We start from the raw sequence: 24818 nt of genomic DNA, 5'->3' as shown, positions 1-24818 counted from the left end.
TACATGATGGGAATCTGCTGATCGACAATAATCAAATTGAAAATTCCTTACGTGGCTTGGCCCTAGGTCGGAAAAATTATCTTTTTGCCGGATCACATGATGCTGCACAGCGAGCTGCCATGATATACTCTTTCTTCGCGATCTGCAAAAAACATAATATCAATCCCTACAATTGGCTAAAAAACACCCTGCTAAACATCTCCACAATCAATCATAAAAACATTACCGACCTATATCCGCAAAACTTTAACAAAGTTCAGCAACTAACAAATATGTAGTTGGTAGGCCGGATACGTTTCTGCCAAAATAATAATAGCTGTCAACTCTCCGACTCCCGGAATACTGCTGATAATCTCTACCTCTTTTTTAAGCACGACATCCCGTTTAATAATCTGGTCTACATCTTCCTTTATTTCCTTTTCCTGGCTGCTCAAAAACCTGATCCGCTCCTTCAAACGCTCTAAACTCCTTTCATGCGGCTCTGCTTCCTGACTTTCCGCATGCAATTGATTTTTTACAGCAGAACGCTCTGAAACGACCTGATCACGCTCTCTGGTAAGTTGTTGTAAGCTTTTATAAGTTTTTTTAGGACGTCTCCAGTTATCTAACTTTCGCTCCAAACCAAACCTGGCTATGGCTTCAGAACAGCTTTTATCAGTAATGGTTTTCACCTCCAAAGTCCTGATGTAATTGCTGATCTTGTTTGGTAAAACAATACTTAAAGCATAACCATGATCATCCAGAAAATAAGCAAATTTCTGATGATAGACACCAGTGGCCTCCATCACAAACCGAACTTCTGTATCAGGATTTGTCAACTTTTGAACCCATGTCAACAAGGAAGAAAAGCCCTTTTCTGTGTTACTAAAAACTTTATAAGCATACAACTCAATGCTTAAATCTGCCAGCAACCGACCTAACGTGACCACGAGCTCCTTCTGTGCTACATCTACTCCCAATACTTGTTTTAAAGTGTTCATCGTTCTAATGTTAATAGTTAACATAAAGTGATGAATCTCCCACAGTCTTGTCTCCTGGTTGGATATTCTGGATATTGAGCAATACTCAATTCCTTACATTCTGTTCAGACTCGAAAAGATAAAAAAGGATGAGGCAATTTCTAATTACCAATATACTTCATGAGTTATTAAGATATTAATCTGCTCTCATCCTAAATCACTTTATCCTACAAATTTAACATTTATCCTTCCGGTAGAATTAACTTTGTAAACATAGGAGTTATTTTAGTTTAACCTTCACTCATCAATTATGCTGACATGACAGTGATGGCCTCATGGTAAGCCTGGAGGCTGCTTCTTCGCTTAAAGGAAGGCGGATTCCTTCACCACGAAGGTTGAACTATTAAATTGAGGGTGTTTTAGTTAGCTCCATATTCGAACTTTTCACATCGGCAATGATCCGTTCGATTACTTTTTCGATTCGGTTCCATCCATCGTCAGACTGAAGGTCGATATCTAACATTTTTTGATGTTTATCACTGGAAATTGCCATATAGTATATTCCGGCTGTGAGAAATGTAACAAGAGCACTTGTATCATTAAAATGCGGTAAATCTCCGATTCTGTTTAAAATCCGTAAGGCAAGTTGGTCCCAGGTCGTAGATAGCACCGATTTCCCAGTTCCGATTTCCCACCTCAAAAGGTCGCGGCTAGCCTTATTTTCTCGTAGGTCAGTCAAAAAGGTATGCATGAGACTTGTCAATACCTTCCCTGGTTCTTCTGTTGGAGGCTGTGGGAGGTTGTCAATAAATATAGTACAACTATTAGAGGTATATTCACCCAACTTCATATATTGTTCCATGAGCCCGTCCACACTATAAAAATACCTGTATATGAGCACTTTATTAACGCCAGCTGTCCTGGCGATAAGATTTACACCTACTTTTTCAGGCCCATGTAGCTTGATCACCTCGCCGACCGCCTGAAGAATTACATTCTTGGTGCGTTCCCGATCGCGTTTTTTAACTTTATCAATTTTCATATAGGTGAAGTTTAGATTAAACATTAAATGTAATATTTATAGGTTAATTATTATAATCGCCTTTTGAACTTAAGGCGAATCTATACTCAATAAAATCAATCGCGTCTTCTTTCGGCAACAAGGAAGATCCTGGCGTTCATCGAAGGCCGCAGTACATTCAATTGCAGCAGGATTCTCTGACCCGACAAGCACGGCTGTCCTACCTGGAGAATGACTACTTACTTCAAACAGTTCTCGATAAAATTAAATCGAGCAGTGATAAGATCTTTAAGCAGGCCGAATCGGGAAGAAAAAAGAAAGGTTAACTTCTACATTCACCAAAGTTTCAGTAGCCGTTCAAAACCATAAATTCAATGAAATTATTGAAATGATCGAAGAAAGCAAATGCCGCTGAAATCGTATACACTTTTTTGGATTGCATGAGGCTGCTGATCTATCCGATCGGCAGCAAGAAGTACTTATCAATTCGGCAGGACAGATGACCAAGCTAAAAAATGGAGTATCCAGCTAATAGTCTAAACAATGAAAAGAAGGTGACTAAGTCCAAGATTGATGTTTAAATCGAATACTATTCAATCTCCCTCGCTGCTAGTAGGAGTTTTGACATTTATATATACATTTATAAGCTGGACAAATATGGGACGGTCTTCAAAACATTTGCTTGAAATGACATCGATTTTGAAAAGCGAATCATAGGCCTGGTTTTAATAGTGATTGCATCAGTATGTCCAGGAAGGGCTCACCTTAACATCTTTCCACAGGGCAGTTGAAATCATATTAAAGCATGTTAATCTGAGTTTGTTGTAAATTTTTTTATCCAAATATTGAGACGTGACATACAGGAAAATTCTAATTCTGGGAGCAACCGGAAGAACAGGAAAGCTAGTGCTGATGAAAGCGCTTAATTGTGGTTATCAGGTCAACACCCTAGTCCGCAAAAAAACAGCTTTTTTGCCACGACATGTGAATCTGAAAATATTTGAAGGTACACCAACCGATAAATTTGCATTGGCAAAGGCCATGGAGAATTGTGAAGTTGTTATAAGTGCCCTTAATATTTCCAGGAACTCTGATTTTCCATGGTCAAAACTGAGAACACCCGCCAATTTTTTATCTGAAACAGTAAATAATATTATTGCACTGAGTCCAGATACAGTGACTAAACGTGTAATTGTCATTTCTGCCTGGGGCACCAGTGATACCAGAGATCATATACCAGGATGGTTTAGACTGCTTATTGATTACAGTAACATTGGTGTAGCTTATAAGGATCATGCTAGGCAGGAAGAATTACTTGCCCGGTCTGCATTGCGCTACACCGTCATCCGGCCGGTTATTTTGACTAATTCAAATAAGGAAAATGACGTTCAGGTCAGCTTAGATAATGTTCCAGAACCTGGGCTTATGGTAAGCAGGGAAAATGTTGCCAAATTTATCGTTGAAGTACTTAAAAACGATTTGTTTGTATATCAAATGCCCGTTATTTATGAATGAGGCATGAGCCGATTTGTAACAATCTATACCTTCAAATTGAATTTGGTTAAGAGGAAATCACAAATACATCCTGCACCATGGCGTTAAATCAAAATAGTAAGTTTTAATAAATCGACACAATGACGCTGACTGCCAGATTAGCAAGCCACTAGATTCTGGTATACAACCTCCGGTAAAAAAAGCCTAGAAGAAAGTCGTGACCTTTCCTTCCTTTTAATTTGATCCAACACAGGACGTTATCAAGGCGTCAAACATTAACAATTCAGAAATATTATCAGGCACAAAAATATATAAAAACGGATCAACATATCACCGATCAACATATCAATGAAATGCTAATTCACTATCATTGATGACACGCTACCCTTAATGGTGATTCTCAAACCGATGCTACTGTCTTGTTCTGATATGGAAATTGTTCCCGCTGGGGTGCTCGACCCTCGCACTTATTAAACTTTTCGAAGATCTAAGCAAAAAATGCGTGCATCTGGTATCGCTCAACGAGCCTATTAAAACTCCGTCTTAGGGAGCCTGCTGGTTTCCAAATATTTTGTGCGATTGGCTGACACAAGCGCAATGTCATTGTCCCGGAAAGGGCTCGGCTAGAGTCTTCCAGGGCCAGAGGGCGAAAAGGCGGCCAACCGAAAGGATTATACAGCGCTTTGCCCTGCAGGCGTGGTTATTAAACCATTTGATCGCTCAGTTCGCAAGAATGATTAAAATTCCTGCGCAACGGCCCGCATAGAGTAATTCTTTGCGGTAGCCGCGCTGGCCGTTTGCAAAAAAATAGACGGTCCTTGCGAAAGCTGAATTGAGTATGTCCACAAAGTTTCAAAAAATGACATGTACGAGGTGTTTTAGCAAGTCATTGTGTTGCCATTAATTGATACATACTAAGTGGATATATCCATAGATGTAGTAGGGCTCCTGCAGATCAAATTCATAGCTAGCTGAATCTGTATTGTTCTCAAAACATGCTTTCTTCAATCTAGCTTTTCAGCCTGCAATAGTAGGTCAATACATAAACTGCTTTTATTGATCAATGTATACAAAAAAAAGTGATCCAAAGTACACTTACACCCGTCTCAATCATACTGAGAATTATTTCCAGCCCGTTGAGCAATCTATTTCAAAAGCAACTTGTCAATAAAGGCATCCATCCTCTTATCGTCAATTTCCTTACCTATCTGGCATTTTCTTTTCTGTGTATTTGGCCAGCCATTAGTGTTTATTGGCTAAGCCTACCGGTACAGTTTTGGCTGTATTCAGTTTTAGCAGGCCTTTTTAGCGCTTGTGGGAATGGTTTTCTAATTAAAGCATTGGAAAAAGGGGAGCTATCAGTTCTCGGTCCAATTAATGCCTACAAACCTCTGATTGGTATTTTGGGAGGATTTCTATTGATGGGTGAAGTTCCTGGGCTCTGGGGCTTAGCAGGGATTATACTGATTTTGTATGGGAGCTACTTCATTTTTGACAAGACAGAAAACCGGGTTTCCTGGGCTATCATCAAAAGGCCCGAAATTCAATTCCGTTTTTTAGCTTTGACACTGACTGCCATAGAGGCGGTCTTTGTTAGAAAAGTTACATTGCTATCCTCTGTTACTACAACTACCATCTGCTGGTGCTGGTTTGGAATGCTCTTTTCTTTTTTCTTTCTTTTTTTCTTTGGGATTAACCCTAAAAATGAAATCGGGAAAATAAAGTTTACCGATAGCGCGAGACTATCCTATTTAGTCCTGTCAAGCGGCATCATGCTTGTGTCCAGTATCTACTCCCTAAATCACATCGCGGTCGGCTACGCGCTATCTCTTTTTCAGCTTTCATCAGTAGGAAGCGTTCTCCTTGGATATCATTTCTTTAATGAAAAGAACATTCGCAGAAAGCTGCTGGGCTCACTCGTTATGATTATTGGCTCCATTATGATTATCCTGTCGCAACACGACTGATTGATAGAAGCGCCGGCTCTGGGGAAATACAAGGCATTGTCTGCAAGACCGTTGCCTGCTCAAAAAAGCACTTCGCATGCTTTTTTAAACGTTTAACCAAGATTACCAATAGTAGCAAAACTCTCGGAGTACGTAGGTAAGATAAGGTAGCAAACAGCATCGCCCAACTGCCTTTACAAGGCAAACTCCGACCTGGTGAACACGCCTTAGTTGGTCAGCGGGAGAGAACGCTTCGGCAACAGTTCATGCTGTTTTGTAGGTGCCTGGCTTAAACTCACTAACTAACATCATTGAAAAATAAATATTTAAAACACTTCTCCAAGCGCAAGGTTGAATGTTGAATGATGCATACTCCGTGCAAAATTCAATCCAATGTTTGTGGCCGAACGCTTATTCATTTTGATCCGAAGCCCTGCTCCGACAGCTGGATTCCAGCTGATTAAAAACGTACTTTTCGGACCACTAACAGAATTGGCATTTGTAAAAACCACAAAGCCGAGAAATCCATTATGAGTGATGTCACGCCTGTATTCCGCCTCTAAATAAATCAAATTCCGGCCACGGTAGCGGTTTTGGTCGAAGCCTCTGCCGGATCTGTTGTAATCCTCCCAACCGATGCTGGGAAGGTCCAGATAAGGAACTTTTTTGTCCAGGACTGCCCATAGGTACCCCCAAACCGCCAGCATATTCTGACGGTGGGCGTAAGGGTTGAAGCGGATGTATTTGCGAATGTCCAGGTACAGCGACTTCCAGGCATGATCATTCCCAAGAAAAGAGGGATTGATACGGTATTGGACGCTCGCATAGTAGCCGTCCCAGGGGTTAATAGAATTGTTTCGTGTATCAAATAGCACATCCAGGCTAAGGCCAGAAGAGTAGCTGTTGGAGAAAGCTGACGTTCCATAGGCATAAGCGGTGTAATCCCGCAGGAGAGTCCCGTTGTCATCTGTTCGCACATTAAGGCGGTAATCAAGATGGTAACCAATACCCGCAAAGGCGCCTCTAAAGAGGCGCCTGAGGGCCGTTTGATAAAAACGCAGATAGGAATAATTTAAAAGAAGCTTTTCCTCCTGCTTATGCTGACGCCCCAAACCCCAGGTATGCTGCGGATAAACAAGCAGCCGGGTATCGCCGCTGATTACCCATTTGTTTTGGTTCAACCAAATGTAAGAGCGGATTGGCAGCCCGAAACGTTGTTTAAAATTCCAGTAGGGTGTAAATGTTATCTTCGACATATAGGTATCTTTCCTGTCACCCAGATAAAATCCGGCTGTGGTAGAAGTAATAATTGCAGTTCCCCCGCCGGGCACAGTGGTAGAAAAAGGCAGAACAGAAAAATAAATCCCCCGGCCGTTCCCGATCCGGGGGCTGCCGGGTTTTATGTGAAGGAACCTCTTACCAATGTCGATCAGGTCGAGCATTTGACTGGTATCGGCCTTTATTGTCGAATCCCGTTCCAATACATTCCCGGGTTTTTGAGCAAGGCTGCCGGCATATGAAAAAACAGTAATCAAAAGAAGGGTTATTAACTTGCCCAAGGCGTCAAAAGGTTGTCTATATATCAAACACCCGAACCAGAATATAAATTTCTGCTAAAGTTCCAGAAAGACCAGATTAATACTTTAACATGTTTTAAAATTCCTGACCAGCTACGAAGCCTTTTTATCGAAAAACTATCTGTTTCAGGAAAAGAAATAAGCATTAGCCAATGGGTGAGCCCAATTTGAGTACTTCACCATTTACTGATGGGATAATGCAAGGTTGACAAATATCAACAGACAATCTGATATTTCCTGGAATTCTTACCTGGATTGTCGGCCAATTTGCGCATAAGCATGGCTTGTCAGACTAACGATACCAGTATGGGTGATTGAGTTTCTAAACTGCCACGCTCGTGGTATAAGGGTAAAAAGTATAATCAATAGTTTTATATCTAACTATTAAATCTTTAACTTTGTAGCATGAATCAGATCAAAACGCCCCAGGAAATCGAAAGGCTCGTTACCATGATGGATTTAATACAAAGCATCCGGCAAGATATAAAAGGTTATTTTCAGGCTAGGATACGGGAAATTAATCTAAATCTAACGTTCGAGATGTTTCAGGTAATGGTAATTCTCTGGCGAAAAGATGGTATAAATCAGCAGGAAATTGCGGATCGTGTGCAAAAGAACAAAGCTAGTCTTACCCCCTTGTTAGATAATTTGTCCATACGTAATCTCGTGGTACGAAATGAAGACCCTTCCGACCGTCGCAACAAGATTATATCACTTACTACGGAAGGTCGCAACTATGAGGCCCATATTCAGCCATTGATAAGTGATCTTTATGATGCTATAAAGGAAGACATTTCAGTAGAGCAGGTCGAAAATATGACCACCATGCTACGAAAAATTCAAAGTAACATTAAAAATTAATTTTTCTAATTTAATAGTTAGATATTTAACCATTAATCATTTAACTATTAGCAGTTATGGTAAAAATGAAAAGTGACCACTTAAGATTGTTAATGCTGGGTCTACTGCTCACGAGGGCACAATTGGGGTATACTCAAACGACTCCCGGGGTTAAGGTGCTTACACTTCCCGAAAGCATTGAAATGGGATTAAAAAACAACAGCTTCCTGCGTGTTTCTGACACCAAAACCAAGCTCGCCGAAGCGCGTTTACGACAAGTCAAAGACGATGCGCTTCCCAAGGCAGGTACCTCTGTGCAGTATTCCAGGCTTTATACGCTCAGTCCATTTTCCATGGGCGAGGACATCCACCTGCCGGCAACTCACTTTGATGCCATGATAGGAATGGTGTCTGCAAGCAAGGAAATTTTCGATGGTTTTTTGGACAAAGCCAAACATGAGACGAATGAAGCGCTGATCGAAGCCAGTAAAATGGATGCGGCAAAAGACCGGGAAGATATCCGCTACAGTATCATTTCCATCTACTACAATATCTACAAGATCAGCAAATCGGAGGCCATCATTGATGAAAATATGAGGCTTCTCTCAGAACGGGAGCGGGAGGCAAACAATATGTTTAAAGAAGGTATCCTACTTTCCAATGACCTGCTGAAAATCCAGCTGCAAAAAAGCAATCTGCAACTTAGTAAAGTAGATATTAAAAATGCAATGGATGTTTCGCTGCATAATCTTGCGGTGATGGTTGGTTTACTGGACGGGCAAGCAATTGCCATTGACACCAATTTTGTAATTGACTATCAGGTAAAATCTTTTTCCGCAGCGGGGCTAGTAGAGCAGGCGCTGAATGCGCGCTATGAGCTAAAATCCAGCAAGTTTCGCATTGGCGTAGCAGAAGGGGGATTGAAACAACTTAAAAGCGCATACCTGCCACACGTAGATTTTTCTTTTATGTATTTGTACCTGAACCCTGTGGTCGAGCACAAATTTTTCCCACCAAAAGAAGGGTTTCTGCAAGCCGTTAACCTGGGGCTTTCTGTCAAATACAACATCGCTTCCCTATATAATATGAAAGGAAAGATGCAGGAGGCTAAACTCAACATTGAACAGGCAAAAAATGCGGTTGCAGTGCAAAATGACCAAGTGCGCACGGAAGTATATGCACAGCTCAAGGGGTTTCAGTCTGCCCGCGAGAAGATCGGTGTAGCAGAAACGGCGTTCGCGCAGGCACAACGTAGCTTCAAGCTAAGCTCTTCACAATTCCGCAATGGACTGTTGCTCTCTGGTGACCTTATGCAATCACAAAACCTGATGTTGCAATCACAATTGAACTTGTTACAGTCCCGAATAGACGCCCAGCTGGCTTTTTACCGGCTCGAAAAAGCAACTGGCGGGGCCATTCAATAAACATCACCACGAAAAATACTCAATACATCATATAAATCATGGCAGAACAGGTTCATACCCAAAAAAAAAGAAAAACTGGAAGTCACAAGCTTAGCGTAACAATGATCAATCTCACCCTGTTTGTAGCAGTCTGTACTGTGTTTATATGGGCGATCCGGTCCTACTATCACATGGGAGAAAGCAATTTTACCAATGATGCCCAGATCGACGCATTCATCAACCCCATCAACACGCGGGTAGGCGGTTACGTTAAGGAGATACGGTTTAAGGAACACCAGCATGTGAAAAAGGGTGACACATTGGTTATCATCGACGATAGTGAGCTAAAAACTCAGGTTGCACAGGCAGAAGCCGCCTATATGGCCAGCAGGGCATCCCGGAATGTGACCACCTCGGCAATCAATACAGTTAGCAACAATATAAATGTAGTCGATGCCAATATTGCTGGTGTAAAAGCTCGGCTGGCAAACGCGGAAACCAATTTCAATCGCTATGAGCGTCTTTTGGCAGAAGAGTCCGTGACCCAGCAGCAGTTTGAGCAGGTTAAGACCGAATACGAGGCAATGAAAGCGCAATACGATGCTGCACAAAACCAACGTAAGTCGTCAAGCCTTTCAACGGTGGAAGCTGGCAAAAGACTTGAAATGAATGCAGCTGAAATCAAACGGGCGCAGGCCGCATTGGATCTAGCGAAATTAAACCTCTCTTACTGCATCATTACCGCACCCGCCGATGGCGTTGTCGGTCGCAGAACGCTCAACGAAGGCCAACTCATTCAGCCCGGACAGCCTGTGGCTTCGCTTGTACGCAATGACACCAAATGGGTAACAGCCAATTTCAAGGAAAAGCAAATGGAAAGTATTTCGGTTGGAAAAAAGTTGGTCATTAAAGTAGATGCCTTGAATGGGAAAAAATACGAAGGCGTTGTGGCTGCCATCTCTGAGGCGACCGGATCAAAATACTCAGCAATCCCGGTTGATAATTCGACAGGCAACTTTGTGAAAGTACAGCAACGTATCCCAGTCCGCATTGAATTTTCACAAGTGAATAATCCCGCAGACCTTGATTTGCTGCGGGTAGGTATGAATGTTGAAATCACTTTAAAATGACCCGATATGTATAACAGAGGCTTATTTCACGACTGGGTCCCTAAGCCAGTCCAGTTGTTGCTTATCCTAATTTTTGCGGTGGTCATATTTCCAGCAAACGGCATTTATTCCGGCAATATCAGTGACATGGTAGGCAGCCTTGGTAGTTTATCAGAAGACATTCAAATGGCAAACAATGCAACCACGATCGGTATGATGGTTGTCTTTCCCCTTTTGCTTCGTACCAAGCAATATTTTCGTACAAAGGAACTCGTGATAGGCAGTCTGATGATGGTGTCATTGCTAAGCATTATAGCCGGCAATACCGACAATGCCTACATCCTGGTCTTTTGCAGCTTCCTGATCGGCTTTTTCAAAATGTTTGGAATGATTGAAGTGATGTTGCCGATTATGTTTATCCTGAGCCCGGGTGGAGACCGTGGAAGGTTCTATGCGCTGTTTTATCCTTTCAGTATAATACTGGGCCAGCTGTCGGGTTTCTTCACAACCAGGTTAGCCTATGAAACCAACTGGCAAAACGCATACGTGTATATGGCTATGTTGCTTTCGGGAACTGCTTTGCTTGCGATTATTTTCATGCATAACCTCAGAGGATCGAAAAAGGTGCCGCTCTATCAGTTCGACTGGCTCGGCATGGTACTTTTGAGCATTTGCCTTCTGTCGGTTAATTATGTGCTGGTATATGCAAAACAGCAGGATTGGTTTTCTTCATTGAACATCCAGGCTGCGTTAGCAATATTTTTAACGACGCTTGTAGGGTTCATTTACCTGCAATCCAAATTGAAAAGGCCATACATTTCACTAGACGTTTTTTACAAAAAAAACGTCTACAATTCGCTCCTGATGATATTTCTGATGGGTATGTTTATGGCCAGCAGCAGTATTCAGTCCGCTTTTACAACAAACGTACTGCATTACGATTCCCCAACCAACGCGTCGCTAAATCTGATGATGGTGCCCGGTATAATTTTAGGCGGACTGGTCTCATTTATTTGGTTTAAAAAGAAATGGTGGCTGAAAAGCCTTGCTTTGCTCGGATTTGGCGCTTACCAGTCTTACGCCATTTACATGTATTTCCTGATCTCACCTGTCATTGAAATTGAATCGCTGATCTTGCCAACCATTCTCCGTGGTTTTGCCATGTGCCTACTGTTTGTTACCATTGGCTTTTACAATGCCGACAAGCTGCAAATGGCCCAAATGCTGTCCGCCTCAGCGATCATGGTTGCCGTGCGTACTTTTCTGGGCCCGGCGTTTTTTGGTGCTGCGTTATCATGGGCGCAGTATAAGCTGCAATTGCAGCATATGACCAACCTGGCCGGGCAAATGGACAGCATTAATCCAGTCGGACCTGAAATTTACGGTAGCATCCAGATGCAGGCTGTATTGTTGGCTTCAAAGGAATTGTTTGGTTATATTATCATGGCAGGATGGGCTGTCCTTCTATACGTGTCGTTTCATCGCTTCCGTCCAATCCACCGCAGACGTATGATTTTGTTTTTGAAGAGATGGCGGTATAGAGAGTCGATCGAAGATTACCGGGTCGGCGGAGAAGTAAGCGCTGGGGCTTTGTAACTTTAATAAGTATGCATAATCCCCATCATCCCACACTGGACAGAATTATGGAAGCCGCCGAAGAACTGCTTGCCAAAACCGGGTATGGTTCTGTATCCGTACGCGACATTTGCAAAATAACAGGTACAAACATATCGACTTTATATTATCATTTCGGCTCAAAAGAGGGCCTGATCAGGCACATCTTCAAAGAGCGCCTAAACTCTCTCGAAGAATTCCCACTTTGGAAAATCGACAAAACAGACGCAGAACAGAATTTGCACGAGTTTATCCATATAGTAAGGTTAAATGTGGTGAAATTCCCATATTTCATTTCAATTTGCATGCAAATACTGACGGTGTTTTCAGAAAATACCTTTTTGAATTTTGTGCGGCAGATCCGCAACAGCAATGTTCAAACACTATATAAAATTATTCAAAAAGGGGTTGATTCAGGTAAATTTAAGGCCCCGCTAGATAGCAAGGCTTTGGAAATGTGGGTAACCGGTTATGTTTTAAGCTTACTCGAAAGTCAGCAAAACACCGAGGATACAGAATTGCATCAGCAAAAGAAAGGGCTGGAAGTTTCCCTAATGTTAGAAAAAAATCTAATTCAAAGTATCAAATAATCGGTGGCAAAATGCCACCATCCTCACGTATGACTATATTCGTAATTAATGACATTGATAAAGTTTCGTGCATCAATCTGTTCTTCTACAAGCATCTTATTCTACTTCCCTGCCATAAGACTCCCATCATTTTTTTGTTTCAAATAGCAATTTGTGGATTACCATACTACTAACCATAATCAATACACCTTTAGGAGATCTTCCAGCAACCGATCGTTTGGGTTTGAATCAAATTTTCTTTTTAAATTTTGACATAAGATATTCTTGAACTGTCGTTGGTCTACGTCCAAGTATTTGTGTCAAATCACTTGTAGGAATATTCATAGTATTGGCTGCAAAAGCAACTGAAAATGCTGTAAACATCCGTGCATAAGCCTCTGGAATACCATATTGCAATAGGGTTTGCTGATAAACTTCCGGTTCGGGAGAAACATAGTCGATAGAAACTCCGGTAAGTTCTGAAATGTAATTGGCTATTTCTCCAAACGACACGGGTTGCTCGCTTCCAATGTTGTATGTTTTATTTTCGTGTCCTCCCGTAGTTAAAACATTAGCAAGTGCTTCTGCAATTTCATTTCGAAGCACAAAATTTATTTTGCCATCTCCTGCCGGAACAAAAATAGTTTTGGTTTCTAATACCTCTTCACCCACGAAATCCATTAGCATATCCAAATAAAAACCGTTTTCGAAAAGGGTATAAGTAAAACCAGATTCTTTGAGGTATTTTTCGGTTTTCACATGATCTTCAGCAATGAACCAAAGTGGAGATTTTGGGTCTTCGTGGGTTCTCATAAAACCGGTGTAGATGATATGGTTCACGCCACTTTCTTTAGCAGCTTTGATTGCATTAATGTGCTGCACCGCTCTGCTTTTTGTCATTTCGCTAGAAGAAATTAGAAGCATAGTTTCTACACCTTCCAAAGCAGCAAGTAAGGAATAAGAATCATCATAGTTGCCTATTTTTACATCTATGCCTTTAGATTTTAATTCTGTTGCCTTAGCTTCATCTCTTGCCAAAGCTGAAATTTGATTTGCTGCAATTCCTTTTTGTAGCAGAAAGTTAACAGTTGATTTTCCTAACTGACCTGTTGCCCCTGTAATGAATACTTTGCTCATTGTCTATTCTTTTTTCTTTTATCTATTATTTAAACTAGGCTAAGATACTTAAAATAGCCTTAATACCGATGAGATTCTGATATTCATACGCCCCAGATATGGGTAAAACACCATGAGCGTTAGCCGCTCGCGCAATGGACGAAGTAAGCCTTGTTCCTGTCAATACCGGTTTGAGGGGAATTTACCTCATCAAGTGTCCTATTCAAAGCGACAAGAAGTTGTCTTCCTTATAATCGCTGTGTTTACGCACATCCAGGACAATAGTCTCAGGCCTAGTAAAAAGTGCTCGGCCATTTACTGAAAAGAATTGATGCTACAACCTGCTTGCCTGAATCTTTCCATGTCTTAAACCCGTCTTTTAAATACCCTATAGTAAAATTATATCCTACAAGTGCTAACCTGGTTATAACCTTTCTTCCCGCCGACTTTAAAACAAGCAAAACTATTCTGGCGAATATCTGGAATCAGCGACCTCTCCAGGGAGCAAATCCTCCGTTAATGCCCATGTTGATCGAGTTAGGGATAAAACCGGTGGCAAACTCTTCGGCATTCAGGATTAATGCGCCGGTTTCGTTGACTGCGTTTTCAAACTGCTCCGCACGCCTTTATATTCATCATCACATTCAATGCAAAAATAAGCCGGTGGTACTAAAAGCGCTCAGTAACCTTCCCAGAGAACTGATAGCGAGTCTCATATCTTTCCTCAATCCTTAATTGGATCTTTGATACCAAGGGTATTGCTGGCGGCATACACATACTCTTTCCGCGGGGCTGACCAAAAAGCCAAAGCCCTTTATCTACTTTGTAGATAGAGGGCTTTTTTGTATTTTTAATTACCACATTAGAAATACATGAGCAAGATAAAAAAATCTATCGTCTTTAAAGAATACTGCCCGCAGCAGCTATTACTTTTACCACCTTCTCTTGAAGAACTGATACCTTCTACACATTTGGTACGGGTTGTTAATGAAGTAGTTGAACGGATGGATATCACAGAGCTGATGAACCTTTATGAAGGTGGGGGAACCAGCGCATACCATCCGCGGATGCTGTTGAAAGTCTTACTTTATGCATATTGCATCAAGATATATACTGGCAGAAAGATAGCCCGTGCCTTGGGTCAGGACATCCATTTCTTCTGGCTGAGCGGTATGAGTCGGCCCGATTTTCGAACCATCAATAATTTCCGAAGCAGCAAGGCCAAAGAAGTGATTGAAGTACTGTTTAGCTCCATGCTGGTGTTTTTGATGGAACACAAGTATATCAAAATGGAGCACTATTTCTGTGATGGCAGCCCATTTATGGCCGATGCCAATAAGCACAAGATGGTTTGGAAGAAAAATGCCCTCCGGTATAAGGCATCAGCAGAACAGAAATGCCAGCAGCTGCTCAAAGAGATTGATGCGCTGAATGCATCCGAAGATTTTACCTACGGAAATAAAGATCTTGAAGAATGTGGATCACAGCCTGTTAGCCGGCAGGTTCTGGCCAGTCAGATCGACCAGCTTAATGAAAAGATTAAGAATATCAGCGTAAAAAAGACAAAACGCAAAGCCCAAAGCCTAGGCAAGCAACTGGTAGAAACAGCAGATCGGATTGAGAAATACGAGCAGCAGATTCTTATCGCGGGCAGCCGCAGTGGCTATAATGTAACAGATCAGGACGCCAGTGCGATGATGATGAAAAATAAGGTTGAGGTACTGCCTGCATACAATGTGCTGGCCGGCTGTGAAGATCAGTTTATTACCGGCGTAAGCCTGCACCAGAACACCAATGACGGCACCTGCTTCAAAGACCACTTGGATCAGCTGTCAGTTCAGCAGTCTGTGACCCCTGAAAACATCATTGCTGACAGCATCTTTGGTACCGAAGAGAATTATGAGCTACTGGAAAATAAGGGGATAAACAATTATTTGAAATTCCCCCAGTTCCATAATGAGCAAAAGAAATCCTATAAGAATAACCCTTTTTTAAAAGAGAACTTCTATTACGATCCCGCTGCCGATAGCTACACCTGCCCCAATAAGCAGCAGCTTACTTTTCGAAGCAGCTATAAGCATACACATAAAAAAACAGGTTATCAGTCACATATAAAAGAATACGAATGTACGGACTGCACTGGTTGTCCATTCTACGAACGCTGTTGTAAATCTACCCAGAGCCATAACCGTACACTTAAAGTTAATGAGCGGCTTGATCAATATAAGCAACAGGCACGGGACAACCTTAACTCACAGAAAGGTTTTGAGCTCCGCAGACGAAGAAGTATTGAAATAGAAAGCTGCTTTGGAGACATAAAAGCCAACATGGGTTTTCGCCGCTTCCATCTTAGAGGTCTTAAAAAGGTAACTACTGAGTTTACCTTGGTTGCTATGGCCCACAACCTGAGAAAACTGCATCTCAAAAGACAAAAATCAGCAGCTTAAGAAGAAAAAATGGCCGGATAGCTGCTCTTACGAGTACTTTCCTGCCATTTTTTATAAATGAATTAAATAACGAAGCTAAAAATTAAAATAAAGCTCTTTTATTTATAACTCAAAGAACCCTTTTTGGTCAGCCCCGATTTCATTAGACAGCGGTAAGATCTCCTGCGAAGCAACTCAAATTAGGGCCTTCCAGGATCTGTTCATTTACGTTATTATCAACCTTTTTGCGCCAAGTCAGGGCATCCGACATTACCAATAAACTCGTTATCCTGGTAAAAAGGGCGGTATCATTACCGCTTTCATCTTAAGTAACATATTCGCATTCACTCGATGGCATAACTGTAATGTGCCAAGAATTTATCTTCTAATTGTTGGATTTTCATAACAAATGTTTTTTAACTCAACTCTAAACTGTAACTAATGAGGTAATTGATCCCTAAACCGGCCATATACCCAGGTTCCTGCCACTGCGCTGATTAGCGTGACGATTACAACGGTTGCCCCCATACCAATCTGTGCAAACAAGGGTCCCGGACAAGCGCCGGTCAAACCCCAGCCCAGCCCAAATAATAAGCCTCCATAAATTTGTCCTTTATTGAACTTCTTATCAGTGAAGGTGATAGCTTCCCCTGAAATGGTTTTGATCCGGTACCGTTTGATAAGCCGCACTGAAATCATCCCGACCAGTACGGCGCTTCCGATAATGCCGTACATATGAAACGATTGCAGCCTGAACATTTCCTGGATCCTAAACCAGCTGATCACTTCTGCTTTTACAAATAGTACGCCAAAAAGTAATCCAACCACAAGGTATTTTAAGTTATAATACCATTTATGTTGTTTTTGACTCTCATTGATGCATATTGAATCCGTTGCCCGGATGTCATGCTCGCTTTGTGCCGTCTGCTCTACTGATGAATTGGCCATACTCTTTTAATTGTTTATTTTGATGAAATCCGCAAAAAGGAAATCCTGACTTGTCTGAAAAGGCGTAATATGCGTTGCGTAGCAATGAGTTTCTACGGCAAACGAATCTTCAAAGACATCGGCAAGTGAAGTCATATCGTACTGACTCACCGGCAATCCACTGCATTTCTGAGGGCCGGACAAAGAAAAAGTGCCCAAAATCATATGCCCTTTTGCGACCGCGTTTTCAGCGATGCGCTTGTAGTGCGCTTTCTGCTCAGCAGTGATCAGGAAGTGAAACACCGCCCTGTCGTGCCAGATTGCGTATTGTCTTTCCGGTTTAAAATCCAGTATATCACCCACCAGCCAGGTAACCTGCTCAGACTTTGCTCCAAGCCTTTTTTGGGCTTTCTCTATCGCCTTGGCTGAAATATCCAAAACTGTTATATCCCTGTAACCTTCCAGCAATAAATAATCTACAAGCAGGCTGTCGCCTCCCCCAATGTCAATGATTGCACTATCTTTTGCGGTATTTGTATCCTGGATCAGAGTCAATGAATGCGCTGGCTTGGGTTCTGTCCAGCTTAACTGATCGGGTGAGCTGGTACCATATATATTTTCCCAATGTGCTTTTAAGTTATCTTTCATCTGCTTACATCATTAATATGAAAGGCAATATCCAGTTTGCCATTACAAATCCGCCAATCATAAAACAGATTGTTGCAACCAGTGAGGGCCATTGCAGGGTAGCAAGTCCCATAATTGCGTGACCGCTCGTGCAGCCTCCGGCATAACGCGCGCCAAACCCTACCAGAAACCCACCGCCAACCATCATGGTAAAACCGGGGAGTGTGAAAAGCTTATTCCAGCTGACCAGCTCAACTGGCACGAGCGATGAAAAATCAGTAACACCATAAATGCTGAGCTCTTTTACCAATGATGGGTTCAGCTGGACTGGCGCGGTGTTGGCCAGAAATGTCACCGCTATCATCCCTCCAAAAAAAATCCCCAGCACAAAAAACATATTCCACAACTCCTTTTTCCAATCGTATTGAAAAAACGGGATCTTAGCCGGAACGCACATGGCGCAAACATGCCGGAGCGATGATGAAATCCCAAAGGACTTATTACCCAATATCAAAAGTGCAGGCACTGTTAGCCCGATCAGCGGCCCGGCCACATACCATGGCCAGGGCTGTTTTATTATTTCCAGCATAATAGTATGAAGGTGTTTTTTTATTGAATTTTTTGTCTGAGCTTATCCCAGGCCCCACCGTTATAAACCTGGACCCCGGCTATTTTTAATATCCCTTCTGCCAGCCCACTGCGCGTGCCACTACGACAACAGGTAATCACAGGCTTTCCACATTTTTTTAAAAATGATGCTTTGTCGCTGATCTTATCCAGCGGAATATTAATGCTCTCATCAATATGGCCCGATGCGAATTCCTCAGGGCTACGCACGTCAACGATCAATGCTCCGTGCCCGACAAGGCCTTTCAAGTCTGTTTTATTATTTCCGAAAAACAATGACATAATTCCCATGATCTTATCTTACAATAGTGTACTTGGACAAACATAGTTGCTTACTTCAAGCTTGCCTGAATCCTTTATTGCCTTAAAACCTCCCTTGACATCGATCAGATTGTCATATCCCCGTGCTTTGAGTACTGAATTAAAGATCATCGACCGGTAACCGCCGGCGCAGTGTACGAAGTACGTTTTGTTTTTATCAATCTGCGCCAGGTGATCATTGATATAATCCAGTGGGATATTTTCTGCATCCAGCATATGCTCAGAGAGGAACTCACTTGCCTTACGTACGTCCAGCACGCCGATGGCAGGGTCCATTTTCAAGCGCTGACTCATCTGGTCAGCGGTTACTGACTGGATCTGGCTGGTTTCTTTACCGGCTTTAACCCAGGCATCGATCCCACCTTTTAAATATCCGATCGTATGGTCATAGCCCACACGCGCAAGACGGGTCACCACTTCTTCTTCCCTACCCTGCTCAGTTATTATCAATATGCTTTGTTTGATGTCGGGAATAAGCGCTCCAACCCAGGGAGCAAAGCCGCCATTTATTCCGATATTGATCGAGTTAGGAACGAATCTTTTTGCAAAGATTTCTGCATCCCGGGTATCAAGGACGACCGCGCCAGTTTGGTTTGCCACTGCCTCAAAAGCCGCCGCATCCAAAGCCTGGGCTCCCCTTTCAAGAACCCTGTCAATGCTTTCGTAGCCATTGACATTCATCAAAACGTTCTCGGGAAAGTAAGCAGGAGGCGGCATCAGCCCATGGGTAACTTCTTCGACAAATTCTTCCTTGGTCATATCCACCCTGAGTGCATAGTTGGAGGTTTTCTGGCTACCCAGCGTATCGGTTGTTTCTTTGCTCATATTTTTGCCGCAAGCACTTCCTGCGCCGTGGGCCGGATAAACAATAATTTCATCAGCAAGTGGCATAATCTTATCACGCAGGGAATCAAACAGATGCTCTGCCAGCTTTTCTTGTGTCAGTCTGCCGGATACTTTTTGTGCCAGATCAGGACGCCCAACATCACCAATGAACAGGGTATCCCCTGTAAAAATGCCAACCTGTTTTCCCTTTTCATCACTTAAAAGGTAACAGGTGCTTTCCATGGTGTGCCCGGGTGTATGCAGTACTGTAAGCGACACATCGCCCACTGTCAGAACCTGGCCGTCTACGGCTACAAGCGCATCAAAGCCGGGTTTAGCAGTCGGACCGAAAACGATTTCCGCACCGGTTTTTTTCAGCCAGGTCAATATGGCCTGATACAAAATCTGCATGAAAATGCGTTTCCAGGACATATTTTATTTTTGCCCCATTTTGTTCTGCACGGTTGATATAGGGCTCAACTTCACGCAGTGGGTCGATCACGACAGCTTCCCCATTGCTTTCGATATAATATGCTCCTTGCGAGAGGCAGCCGGTATAAATTTGCTCAATTTTCATATTGATGGTCTTTTGATTTTTAAACCCTTTTTGAATTAACTATACAAATTTCATGATGTTTAGCTGGCTGGTCAGTGACAAGAGTCACATTGCGGGGAAAAAATGAAAAATCATTTTCACCTGATTGGCTAGCTATCGGAATTTATTTGAGATGCATAAGCTCGGAGGATATAATGTAAATCCCCATCACCAGCACAAACCAGCCAAACCCCTTCTTCAAAGAAATAGCATTAACCCTTTTGGCTAAGAATCCCCCGATTAAAATCCCTGCCATGGCAATACCAGTAATTTTCAGTAGAAAAGCCCAGTCAATCACAAAATGTCCTATATCCCCTGCAAAACCAATCAGCGAATTAAGCGCGATAATCAAAAGTGAAGTGCCCACAGCTTCCTTCATAGGCATACCCAGGATCAATACCAAGGTCGGTATCAGTAAAAACCCGCCCCCTGCTCCCAGAAAGCCCGTAGTAAGTCCAATCCCAATGCCGCTTAAAAGCATCCGGGCAATATTGCCTTTTAGGTCACACGCTAAACACCCTGGTTTTCGCTCCTTGCTTTTGATCATGCCCACCGATGCCACTACCATTAACACAGCAAAAAGCACCATCGTAAGTAAAGGTTCGGTGATCTGAAAGGCTCCAATGCTAAAAAGATCATGAGGCACCAACGGAATTAAAAACTTACGCGTCAGGAAAACCGTTGTGATCGATGTGCTTCCGAACAGCAGTGCAGTTTTGATTTTGACTGCGCCATTGCGGTAATTGCTGTATGCTCCAACAAGACTGGTGGATCCGACAATGAACAGCGAGTAGGATGTTGATACCAAAGGACTAATACCGAACATATATACCAGGACCGGCACAGTCAAAATGGAGCCGCCCCCGCCAATCATTCCCAATGAGATACCAATAAAAACAGACGCTATGTAGGCGATGATTTCCATTTTTTTGCATTGTTTATGCTACAAAAATCAGAAGTGTCAAGCGCCGGGAAAGTGATAAAGGTCACATATGGAAAATAATATTTGTTATGACTTTTGGTACAAAATGGAATATGTCAATTTCCAGGCATGCTTTCGCTAAAAAACCAGTGGAACCTTTTAGATCGGGTTTACTTTATGAGAGTACGCCTTGCTTAATCATTTAGCCATTTTATGAGTGAAGATATTTCCCACTACCTCGATACCGTTTTCTCAGATTTGAGCCTTAATTAAAACGATGTTTGATCAAGGATTGCATTCTGAAAAATATTCCAGGGGAAGTAATCATGCGGACCGGACAGTATATTAAACACACCTTACTTATTGGGAGCGGCAGGGTGAAACTTTACCGTCAGGGTGACGACGGCGAAGAAGCTTTCATTTATGATCTGGAACCAGGCAGCGCGTGCGCTTTGTCGATGATCTGTAATACCAAACAGGAGGCCAGCGAAATTATGGCCAAAGCAGTGGAAGACACCGTTGCGATCATGATCCCCATCCAGTTGATGGACGAGCTGATGCAGAAATATAAAACCTGGTACTACTTTGTCATTGCCAACTACCGGGCACGATTTGAAGAGCTACTGGTCGTTTTTGATAATGTAGTCTTTAAAGGCATGGACGAAAGACTGGAATTTTATCTAAAAAATCAGTTTGCGAACAGTAAGGCAAATCGATTTCCATCACGCACCAGGAAATTGCCAATGATCTGAATACTTCGAGGGAGGTCGTGTCAAGACTGCTGAAAAAGATGGAACAAGATAGAAAGATCAGGCTCTCGAGAAATAGTGTTGAATGGCTCAACTAATTATTCGATCGAGACCTGCCTTCGACAGAGCCATCGGCTCATTTTTCAAATAAATAAAACCATGTCATAGAACTCCTTTGGAAGAAAAGGTTTGACAAGGTAGTCGGAAAACCCACTGGACATCGCTTTGTCACGCTCTTCTGTAAACGCGGAAGCAGTAAGGGCGATGATTGGTATTTGGGAACCTTGGGCACGGATGATCTTTGTAGCTTCAAAGCCATTCAGAATAGGCATCCCAAGATCCATCAAAATCAAGTCGTTAAAGGAGAAAGGCCTGCAATCAATGCAAAGGCCACAGCTTCCGGGACCAGAGCGAGCGCAACTGTCAAACCGGAAAGAATTTCTGTTTTATAATTAACTTTTTGAGAAAAATCGAAAATATTGAGGTACCCCTTCATAGAAGCATGAGGTTATGAAGTAACAATAGTTCACATACCTTTGCTCACAGGATACAACAGCAGATTTCAGCCGTGAAAATCCAGGGCAAAGCAGTAAAATACCTAAAATAGAATAGGATTATTTCCGGAATAACTTTTCCAGCAGGAGATAGAAACCCGAATATGGGCTAAGAAACCTTCAGGGGGGACCACCAGCAGGCGATGAAGATTTGACGTTGTATGTATGATTCGATGATATCATATGTCTGCAAAACTATTTATTGCGACTTAGATAACCTAAATTTTCTTTAAGTAATTGCTTTCGTCAGCCCAGCCAAAGGATTCTGGATGAGATGATAAGAGAAGGATTTCGTTATTTAAAACAATCATATTTAATGAAAATTTAATTGAATATTTTCAAGAGCAGGTTATCAGCTCATCAATGATTCAAGGCTTTAAAATTGGCTTCTGTCCAAGTAGAAATATTGTTATAGTTCAATCTCATTTTCTTCCATTTTGATAAGTACAGCTTAAGGTACCTAGTAGTAATTTATTGTAAACTTTTACCCATTTACAGCCGCCAAGAGAGGATTTATGCCAACTGCATAGTTTTCAGTTAAACGACTGTTTTCGCGCACGCTAATAAACCACAAATGAGAGAAACAGCCACGGACCATAACTCACCGCGGACTTACAAAAGTCAACCCTTTTAGAGAATCGTGTTGTGATTGCAAATTCTCGTCTAGTGAAGTTTGTTTAGTATCCAATCAAAGGCAATAGCATATTTATCCGAATGCTAAATGCATGGGAAAAGGTTAGACTTGGCAGTTCGTTATTACAAATAGGACAGATTCAGGAGCTCATAAACACCAAAAGACTCCCTAAATATAAAAATACAGATATTTCATAGTTATGTAACAAATATCACAGAAGTTGCTTGTTTTAGTCTGTATTTTTAAATCGGCCTATTTTAAGCTGTCCTAAAATTTTGACTAACATGCAATCAAGAAGAAAATTCTTACAATCCAGCCTTTTTGCTACCGCGGCTGCTGGAAGTTCAACTTTGGAATTGTCTGAACAAATCAAGCAAACCGATAGTGATAAGCCTGAAAGTTTGTTAAATGGTAAGATCACTTTCCTCCAAACCACTGATGTCCATTGCCAGCTGCATACCCATGATGAATTATTCTGGGAAAACGATAAAGTAGTATTTCGTAAAGCTGGTGGTTATGCCCACTTAGCCGCAGCTTTGGATACTCTAAGAATGGAAAATCCAGAAAACACGATTGCCATGGACACCGGTGATATGTTCCAGGGCAGTCTGCTTTCTGTGAAGACAAGTGGACATGCATTTGTCCCACTTTTGAATGCATTGAACTACGACCTGTTTCTACCAGGAAATTGGGAGGTTGTATACTATAAAAAGAATATGCAAAAATTAATGGGAGCCCTTCTGGCTCCCAAGATTTGTGCAAATATGTACCACGATCTAGGTGATGGTAAAAAAGGTGAGCTGATATTTCAGCCTTATCAAATTATGCACCGCTTGGGTATTAAAATAGGTTTTCTCGGCTATACAGATCCACTGGTACCCCTGCGGCAATCACCACTCTATAGCAAAGGAATTGTTTACACAAAGCCCGAAGAAAATCTTAAAACGTATGTCAATCTCCTGAAAGAGCAGGAACAATGCGACTTTGTCATTATTTTATCACACCTGGGCTTGTCTCAGCAAATCGCCTTAGGCAATCATCCAGATTGTGAAGGAGTAAACTACATTTTTGGTGCAGATACACATGAAAGGATACGCAAACCAATTCAAGCTAAATACACTAAAATCGTTGAACCTGGTGCTTTCGGCTCATTCATCGGTAAACTTGACTTAACAGTAAAAAACGGGCAAATTGTAGGAGACACCTACGAGCTTATTGAGGTAAATCCTCAAAAGTACCTTGCAAAAAAAGAAGTTGTTAAGCTGATCTCAGAGATTGAAAAACCTTTTAAAAAGGATATTGACCAGATTATAGGATACAGTACCTTGCCTTTATACAGGTACTTTGTCGTCGAAAACACAATCGACAACCTGATTGTTGACGCATTAAAAACTAAAATTAATTCTGACATTGTCCTTTCCAATGGGTTTCGGTTTTGTCCGCCACTTACACTAAATAAGGATGGTAAGGCAGTAATTACCGAAGGATATCTTTTTGATATGCTCCCTGTGGATGCAGTTATCAGAACTGGCACTGCAACTGGCTCACAACTTCTGGAATGGCTTGAAAAAGAGTTGCAAAATGTCTTCGCCCAGGATGCTTCAAAACGGTTTGGAGGCTGGCTAATCCGCTTTAAAGGCATGCAAATGGATTTCAAAGCCTTCGAACAATTGGGAAAAAGGATCCAAAAAGTAACTGTCAATGGACAGCCATTAGACTTACAAAAAGAATACTCTTTGTGTGCATGCGAAAGGGAAGGCGACCCACAAGATATGCTTTGCCGGCTCAAAGGGGTCCAAAATGCGCAGAATACCAATTACACACTACATACCATGATGAAAGAATATTTGAAAGATTTTTCTCCTGTAACCCCTTCCCTAAGAGCAGATGCTAAGATTCTGGACGGACCACAAAGCTTACTTAGCCAGGTAACTGGTGTGGACTATCAGTTTGTTTAATGCTA

At 42.1% G+C, this 24818-nt stretch carries 23 protein-coding genes and 1 pseudogene; 12 read left to right on the top strand and 12 right to left on the bottom strand.

The features are described 5' to 3' along the window. Positions 1-278: IS66 family transposase (locus E0F88_RS31310; RefSeq protein WP_165940204.1), on the top strand; the 278-nt coding region annotated here is incomplete at its 5' end. Here E0F88_RS31310 and E0F88_RS31305 read toward each other — a convergent pair. Together E0F88_RS31305 and E0F88_RS31300 are read right to left on the bottom strand one after the other, a co-directional pair. Next, positions 264-980: an IS110 family transposase gene (locus E0F88_RS31305; protein WP_165940203.1), complete on the bottom strand. Its 717-nt coding sequence runs from the start codon at positions 978-980 to the stop codon at positions 264-266. The genes E0F88_RS31310 and E0F88_RS31305 overlap by 15 nt on opposite strands. Positions 981-1362: 382 nt before the next feature. Beyond that, positions 1363-2001: a TetR/AcrR family transcriptional regulator gene (locus E0F88_RS31300; protein ID WP_131962350.1), complete on the bottom strand. Its 639-nt coding sequence runs from the start codon at positions 1999-2001 to the stop codon at positions 1363-1365. Positions 2002-2832: 831 nt separating this feature from the next. On the opposite strand from E0F88_RS31300, the gene E0F88_RS31295 reads away from it, so the two are divergent. Together E0F88_RS31295 and E0F88_RS31290 are read left to right on the top strand one after the other, a co-directional pair. After that, the gene (locus E0F88_RS31295; RefSeq protein WP_131962348.1) at positions 2833-3495 is read left to right on the top strand and encodes an NAD(P)-dependent oxidoreductase; all 663 of its coding nucleotides are present in this window, start codon (positions 2833-2835) and stop codon (positions 3493-3495) included. Positions 3496-4553: 1058 nt separating this feature from the next. Next, positions 4554-5441 carry an EamA family transporter gene (locus E0F88_RS31290; RefSeq protein WP_131962346.1) on the top strand — a complete coding sequence of 296 codons (888 nt, stop codon included), beginning with the start codon at positions 4554-4556 and terminating at the stop codon, positions 5439-5441. A 305-nt stretch (positions 5442-5746) separates the two neighbouring features. On the opposite strand, the gene E0F88_RS31285 is transcribed toward E0F88_RS31290, so the two are convergent. Further along, positions 5747-6979, bottom strand: a complete 1233-nt coding sequence (locus tag E0F88_RS31285) for a BamA/TamA family outer membrane protein (protein ID WP_220466412.1) — start codon at positions 6977-6979, stop codon at positions 5747-5749. Between the two features lie 423 nt (positions 6980-7402). Here E0F88_RS31285 and E0F88_RS31280 point away from each other — a divergent pair, with 423 nt between their 5' ends. The 5 genes from E0F88_RS31280 to E0F88_RS31260 are packed head-to-tail and all read left to right on the top strand — an operon-like array spanning position 7403 to position 12553. Continuing rightward, a complete protein-coding gene (locus E0F88_RS31280) occupies positions 7403-7858 on the top strand; it encodes a MarR family winged helix-turn-helix transcriptional regulator (protein WP_131962344.1) in 456 nt (151 codons plus the stop codon). A 56-nt stretch (positions 7859-7914) separates the two neighbouring features. After that, positions 7915-9261 (top strand): TolC family protein, encoded by a 1347-nt coding sequence (locus E0F88_RS31275; RefSeq protein WP_131962342.1) that lies wholly within the window; start codon positions 7915-7917, stop codon positions 9259-9261. A gap of 38 nt (positions 9262-9299) precedes the next feature. Next, positions 9300-10370, top strand: a complete 1071-nt coding sequence (locus tag E0F88_RS31270; protein ID WP_131962340.1) for an HlyD family secretion protein — start codon at positions 9300-9302, stop codon at positions 10368-10370. Between the two features lie 6 nt (positions 10371-10376). Continuing rightward, entirely contained in the window at positions 10377-11945 is a 1569-nt protein-coding gene (locus tag E0F88_RS31265; protein WP_131962338.1) for an MFS transporter, read from the top strand. A gap of 11 nt (positions 11946-11956) precedes the next feature. Next, positions 11957-12553 carry a TetR/AcrR family transcriptional regulator gene (locus tag E0F88_RS31260; protein ID WP_131962336.1) on the top strand — a complete coding sequence of 199 codons (597 nt, stop codon included), beginning with the start codon at positions 11957-11959 and terminating at the stop codon, positions 12551-12553. 228 nt (positions 12554-12781) lie between these two features. Here E0F88_RS31260 and E0F88_RS31255 read toward each other — a convergent pair whose 3' ends face one another. Continuing rightward, positions 12782-13669 carry an SDR family oxidoreductase gene (locus E0F88_RS31255; protein ID WP_131962334.1) on the bottom strand — a complete coding sequence of 296 codons (888 nt, stop codon included), beginning with the start codon at positions 13667-13669 and terminating at the stop codon, positions 12782-12784. An 851-nt stretch (positions 13670-14520) separates the two neighbouring features. Here E0F88_RS31255 and E0F88_RS31250 point away from each other — a divergent pair. After that, the gene (locus E0F88_RS31250; protein ID WP_131962332.1) at positions 14521-16095 is read left to right on the top strand and encodes an IS1182 family transposase; all 1575 of its coding nucleotides are present in this window, start codon (positions 14521-14523) and stop codon (positions 16093-16095) included. A 417-nt stretch (positions 16096-16512) separates the two neighbouring features. On the opposite strand, the gene E0F88_RS31245 is transcribed toward E0F88_RS31250, so the two are convergent. From E0F88_RS31245 to E0F88_RS31220, 6 genes and pseudogenes are all read right to left on the bottom strand, one after another. Next, positions 16513-17022, bottom strand: a complete 510-nt coding sequence (locus E0F88_RS31245; protein ID WP_131962330.1) for a DUF6691 family protein — start codon at positions 17020-17022, stop codon at positions 16513-16515. A gap of 6 nt (positions 17023-17028) precedes the next feature. Continuing rightward, positions 17029-17649: a class I SAM-dependent methyltransferase gene (locus tag E0F88_RS31240; protein WP_131962328.1), complete on the bottom strand. Its 621-nt coding sequence runs from the start codon at positions 17647-17649 to the stop codon at positions 17029-17031. A 4-nt stretch (positions 17650-17653) separates the two neighbouring features. After that, positions 17654-18217, bottom strand: a complete 564-nt coding sequence (locus E0F88_RS31235) for a YeeE/YedE family protein (RefSeq protein ID WP_131962326.1) — start codon at positions 18215-18217, stop codon at positions 17654-17656. Between the two features lie 20 nt (positions 18218-18237). After that, a complete protein-coding gene (locus E0F88_RS31230; RefSeq protein ID WP_229213967.1) occupies positions 18238-18537 on the bottom strand; it encodes a rhodanese-like domain-containing protein in 300 nt (99 codons plus the stop codon). A gap of 18 nt (positions 18538-18555) precedes the next feature. Further along, a pseudogene (locus E0F88_RS31225) lies at positions 18556-19978 on the bottom strand (MBL fold metallo-hydrolase). Positions 19979-20120: 142 nt separating this feature from the next. Further along, the gene (locus tag E0F88_RS31220; RefSeq protein ID WP_131962322.1) at positions 20121-20921 is read right to left on the bottom strand and encodes a sulfite exporter TauE/SafE family protein; all 801 of its coding nucleotides are present in this window, start codon (positions 20919-20921) and stop codon (positions 20121-20123) included. A 278-nt stretch (positions 20922-21199) separates the two neighbouring features. On the opposite strand from E0F88_RS31220, the gene E0F88_RS31215 reads away from it, so the two are divergent. Both E0F88_RS31215 and E0F88_RS34935 read left to right on the top strand, forming a co-directional pair. Next, positions 21200-21670 (top strand): Crp/Fnr family transcriptional regulator, encoded by a 471-nt coding sequence (locus E0F88_RS31215; RefSeq protein WP_220466411.1) that lies wholly within the window; start codon positions 21200-21202, stop codon positions 21668-21670. After that, a complete protein-coding gene (locus E0F88_RS34935; RefSeq protein WP_220466415.1) occupies positions 21634-21765 on the top strand; it encodes a helix-turn-helix domain-containing protein in 132 nt (43 codons plus the stop codon). The genes E0F88_RS31215 and E0F88_RS34935 overlap by 37 nt, the downstream gene beginning before the upstream one ends. A gap of 45 nt (positions 21766-21810) precedes the next feature. Here E0F88_RS34935 and E0F88_RS31210 read toward each other — a convergent pair whose 3' ends face one another. Together E0F88_RS31210 and E0F88_RS33865 are read right to left on the bottom strand one after the other, a co-directional pair. Beyond that, complete coding sequence (locus E0F88_RS31210; RefSeq protein WP_131962320.1) at positions 21811-22011, bottom strand: response regulator; 201 nt, start codon at positions 22009-22011, stop codon at positions 21811-21813. A 5-nt stretch (positions 22012-22016) separates the two neighbouring features. Then, the gene (locus E0F88_RS33865) at positions 22017-22163 is read right to left on the bottom strand and encodes a hypothetical protein (RefSeq protein WP_165940197.1); all 147 of its coding nucleotides are present in this window, start codon (positions 22161-22163) and stop codon (positions 22017-22019) included. Between the two features lie 976 nt (positions 22164-23139). Between E0F88_RS33865 and E0F88_RS31205 the strand changes: the two genes are divergently transcribed. Next, the gene (locus E0F88_RS31205) at positions 23140-24813 is read left to right on the top strand and encodes a bifunctional metallophosphatase/5'-nucleotidase (protein ID WP_131962318.1); all 1674 of its coding nucleotides are present in this window, start codon (positions 23140-23142) and stop codon (positions 24811-24813) included. The last annotated feature ends 5 nt before the right edge of the window (positions 24814-24818 follow it).

This window comes from Dyadobacter psychrotolerans (assembly GCF_004349265.1).
GTDB classification, from domain to species: domain Bacteria; phylum Bacteroidota; class Bacteroidia; order Cytophagales; family Spirosomataceae; genus Dyadobacter; species Dyadobacter psychrotolerans.
Note: the sequence above shows the minus strand (reverse complement) of the source record. Positions and strands in the feature narration are given on the sequence as shown.

Bases quoted from the DNA above. Each gene is read 5' to 3' on its own strand.
- E0F88_RS31205 (WP_131962318.1), top strand. From the start codon at position 23,140: ATGCAATCAAGAAGAAAATTCTTACAATCCAGCCTTTTTGCTACCGCG.
- E0F88_RS31220 (WP_131962322.1), bottom strand. From the start codon at position 20,921: ATGGAAATCATCGCCTACATAGCGTCTGTTTTTATTGGTATCTCATTG.
- E0F88_RS31210 (WP_131962320.1), bottom strand. From the start codon at position 22,011: ATGGATCTTGGGATGCCTATTCTGAATGGCTTTGAAGCTACAAAGATC.
- E0F88_RS31265 (WP_131962338.1), top strand. From the start codon at position 10,377: ATGTATAACAGAGGCTTATTTCACGACTGGGTCCCTAAGCCAGTCCAG.
- E0F88_RS31235 (WP_131962326.1), bottom strand. From the start codon at position 18,217: ATGCTGGAAATAATAAAACAGCCCTGGCCATGGTATGTGGCCGGGCCG.
- E0F88_RS33865 (WP_165940197.1), bottom strand. From the start codon at position 22,163: ATGAAGGGGTACCTCAATATTTTCGATTTTTCTCAAAAAGTTAATTAT.
- E0F88_RS31230 (WP_229213967.1), bottom strand. From the start codon at position 18,537: ATGTCATTGTTTTTCGGAAATAATAAAACAGACTTGAAAGGCCTTGTC.
- E0F88_RS31280 (WP_131962344.1), top strand. From the start codon at position 7,403: ATGAATCAGATCAAAACGCCCCAGGAAATCGAAAGGCTCGTTACCATG.
- E0F88_RS31245 (WP_131962330.1), bottom strand. From the start codon at position 17,022: ATGGCCAATTCATCAGTAGAGCAGACGGCACAAAGCGAGCATGACATC.
- E0F88_RS31270 (WP_131962340.1), top strand. From the start codon at position 9,300: ATGGCAGAACAGGTTCATACCCAAAAAAAAAGAAAAACTGGAAGTCAC.
- E0F88_RS31255 (WP_131962334.1), bottom strand. From the start codon at position 13,669: ATGAGCAAAGTATTCATTACAGGGGCAACAGGTCAGTTAGGAAAATCA.
- E0F88_RS31250 (WP_131962332.1), top strand. From the start codon at position 14,521: ATGAGCAAGATAAAAAAATCTATCGTCTTTAAAGAATACTGCCCGCAG.
- E0F88_RS31305 (WP_165940203.1), bottom strand. From the start codon at position 980: ATGAACACTTTAAAACAAGTATTGGGAGTAGATGTAGCACAGAAGGAG.
- E0F88_RS31240 (WP_131962328.1), bottom strand. From the start codon at position 17,649: ATGAAAGATAACTTAAAAGCACATTGGGAAAATATATATGGTACCAGC.
- E0F88_RS31300 (WP_131962350.1), bottom strand. From the start codon at position 2,001: ATGAAAATTGATAAAGTTAAAAAACGCGATCGGGAACGCACCAAGAAT.
- E0F88_RS31260 (WP_131962336.1), top strand. From the start codon at position 11,957: ATGCATAATCCCCATCATCCCACACTGGACAGAATTATGGAAGCCGCC.
- E0F88_RS31275 (WP_131962342.1), top strand. From the start codon at position 7,915: ATGGTAAAAATGAAAAGTGACCACTTAAGATTGTTAATGCTGGGTCTA.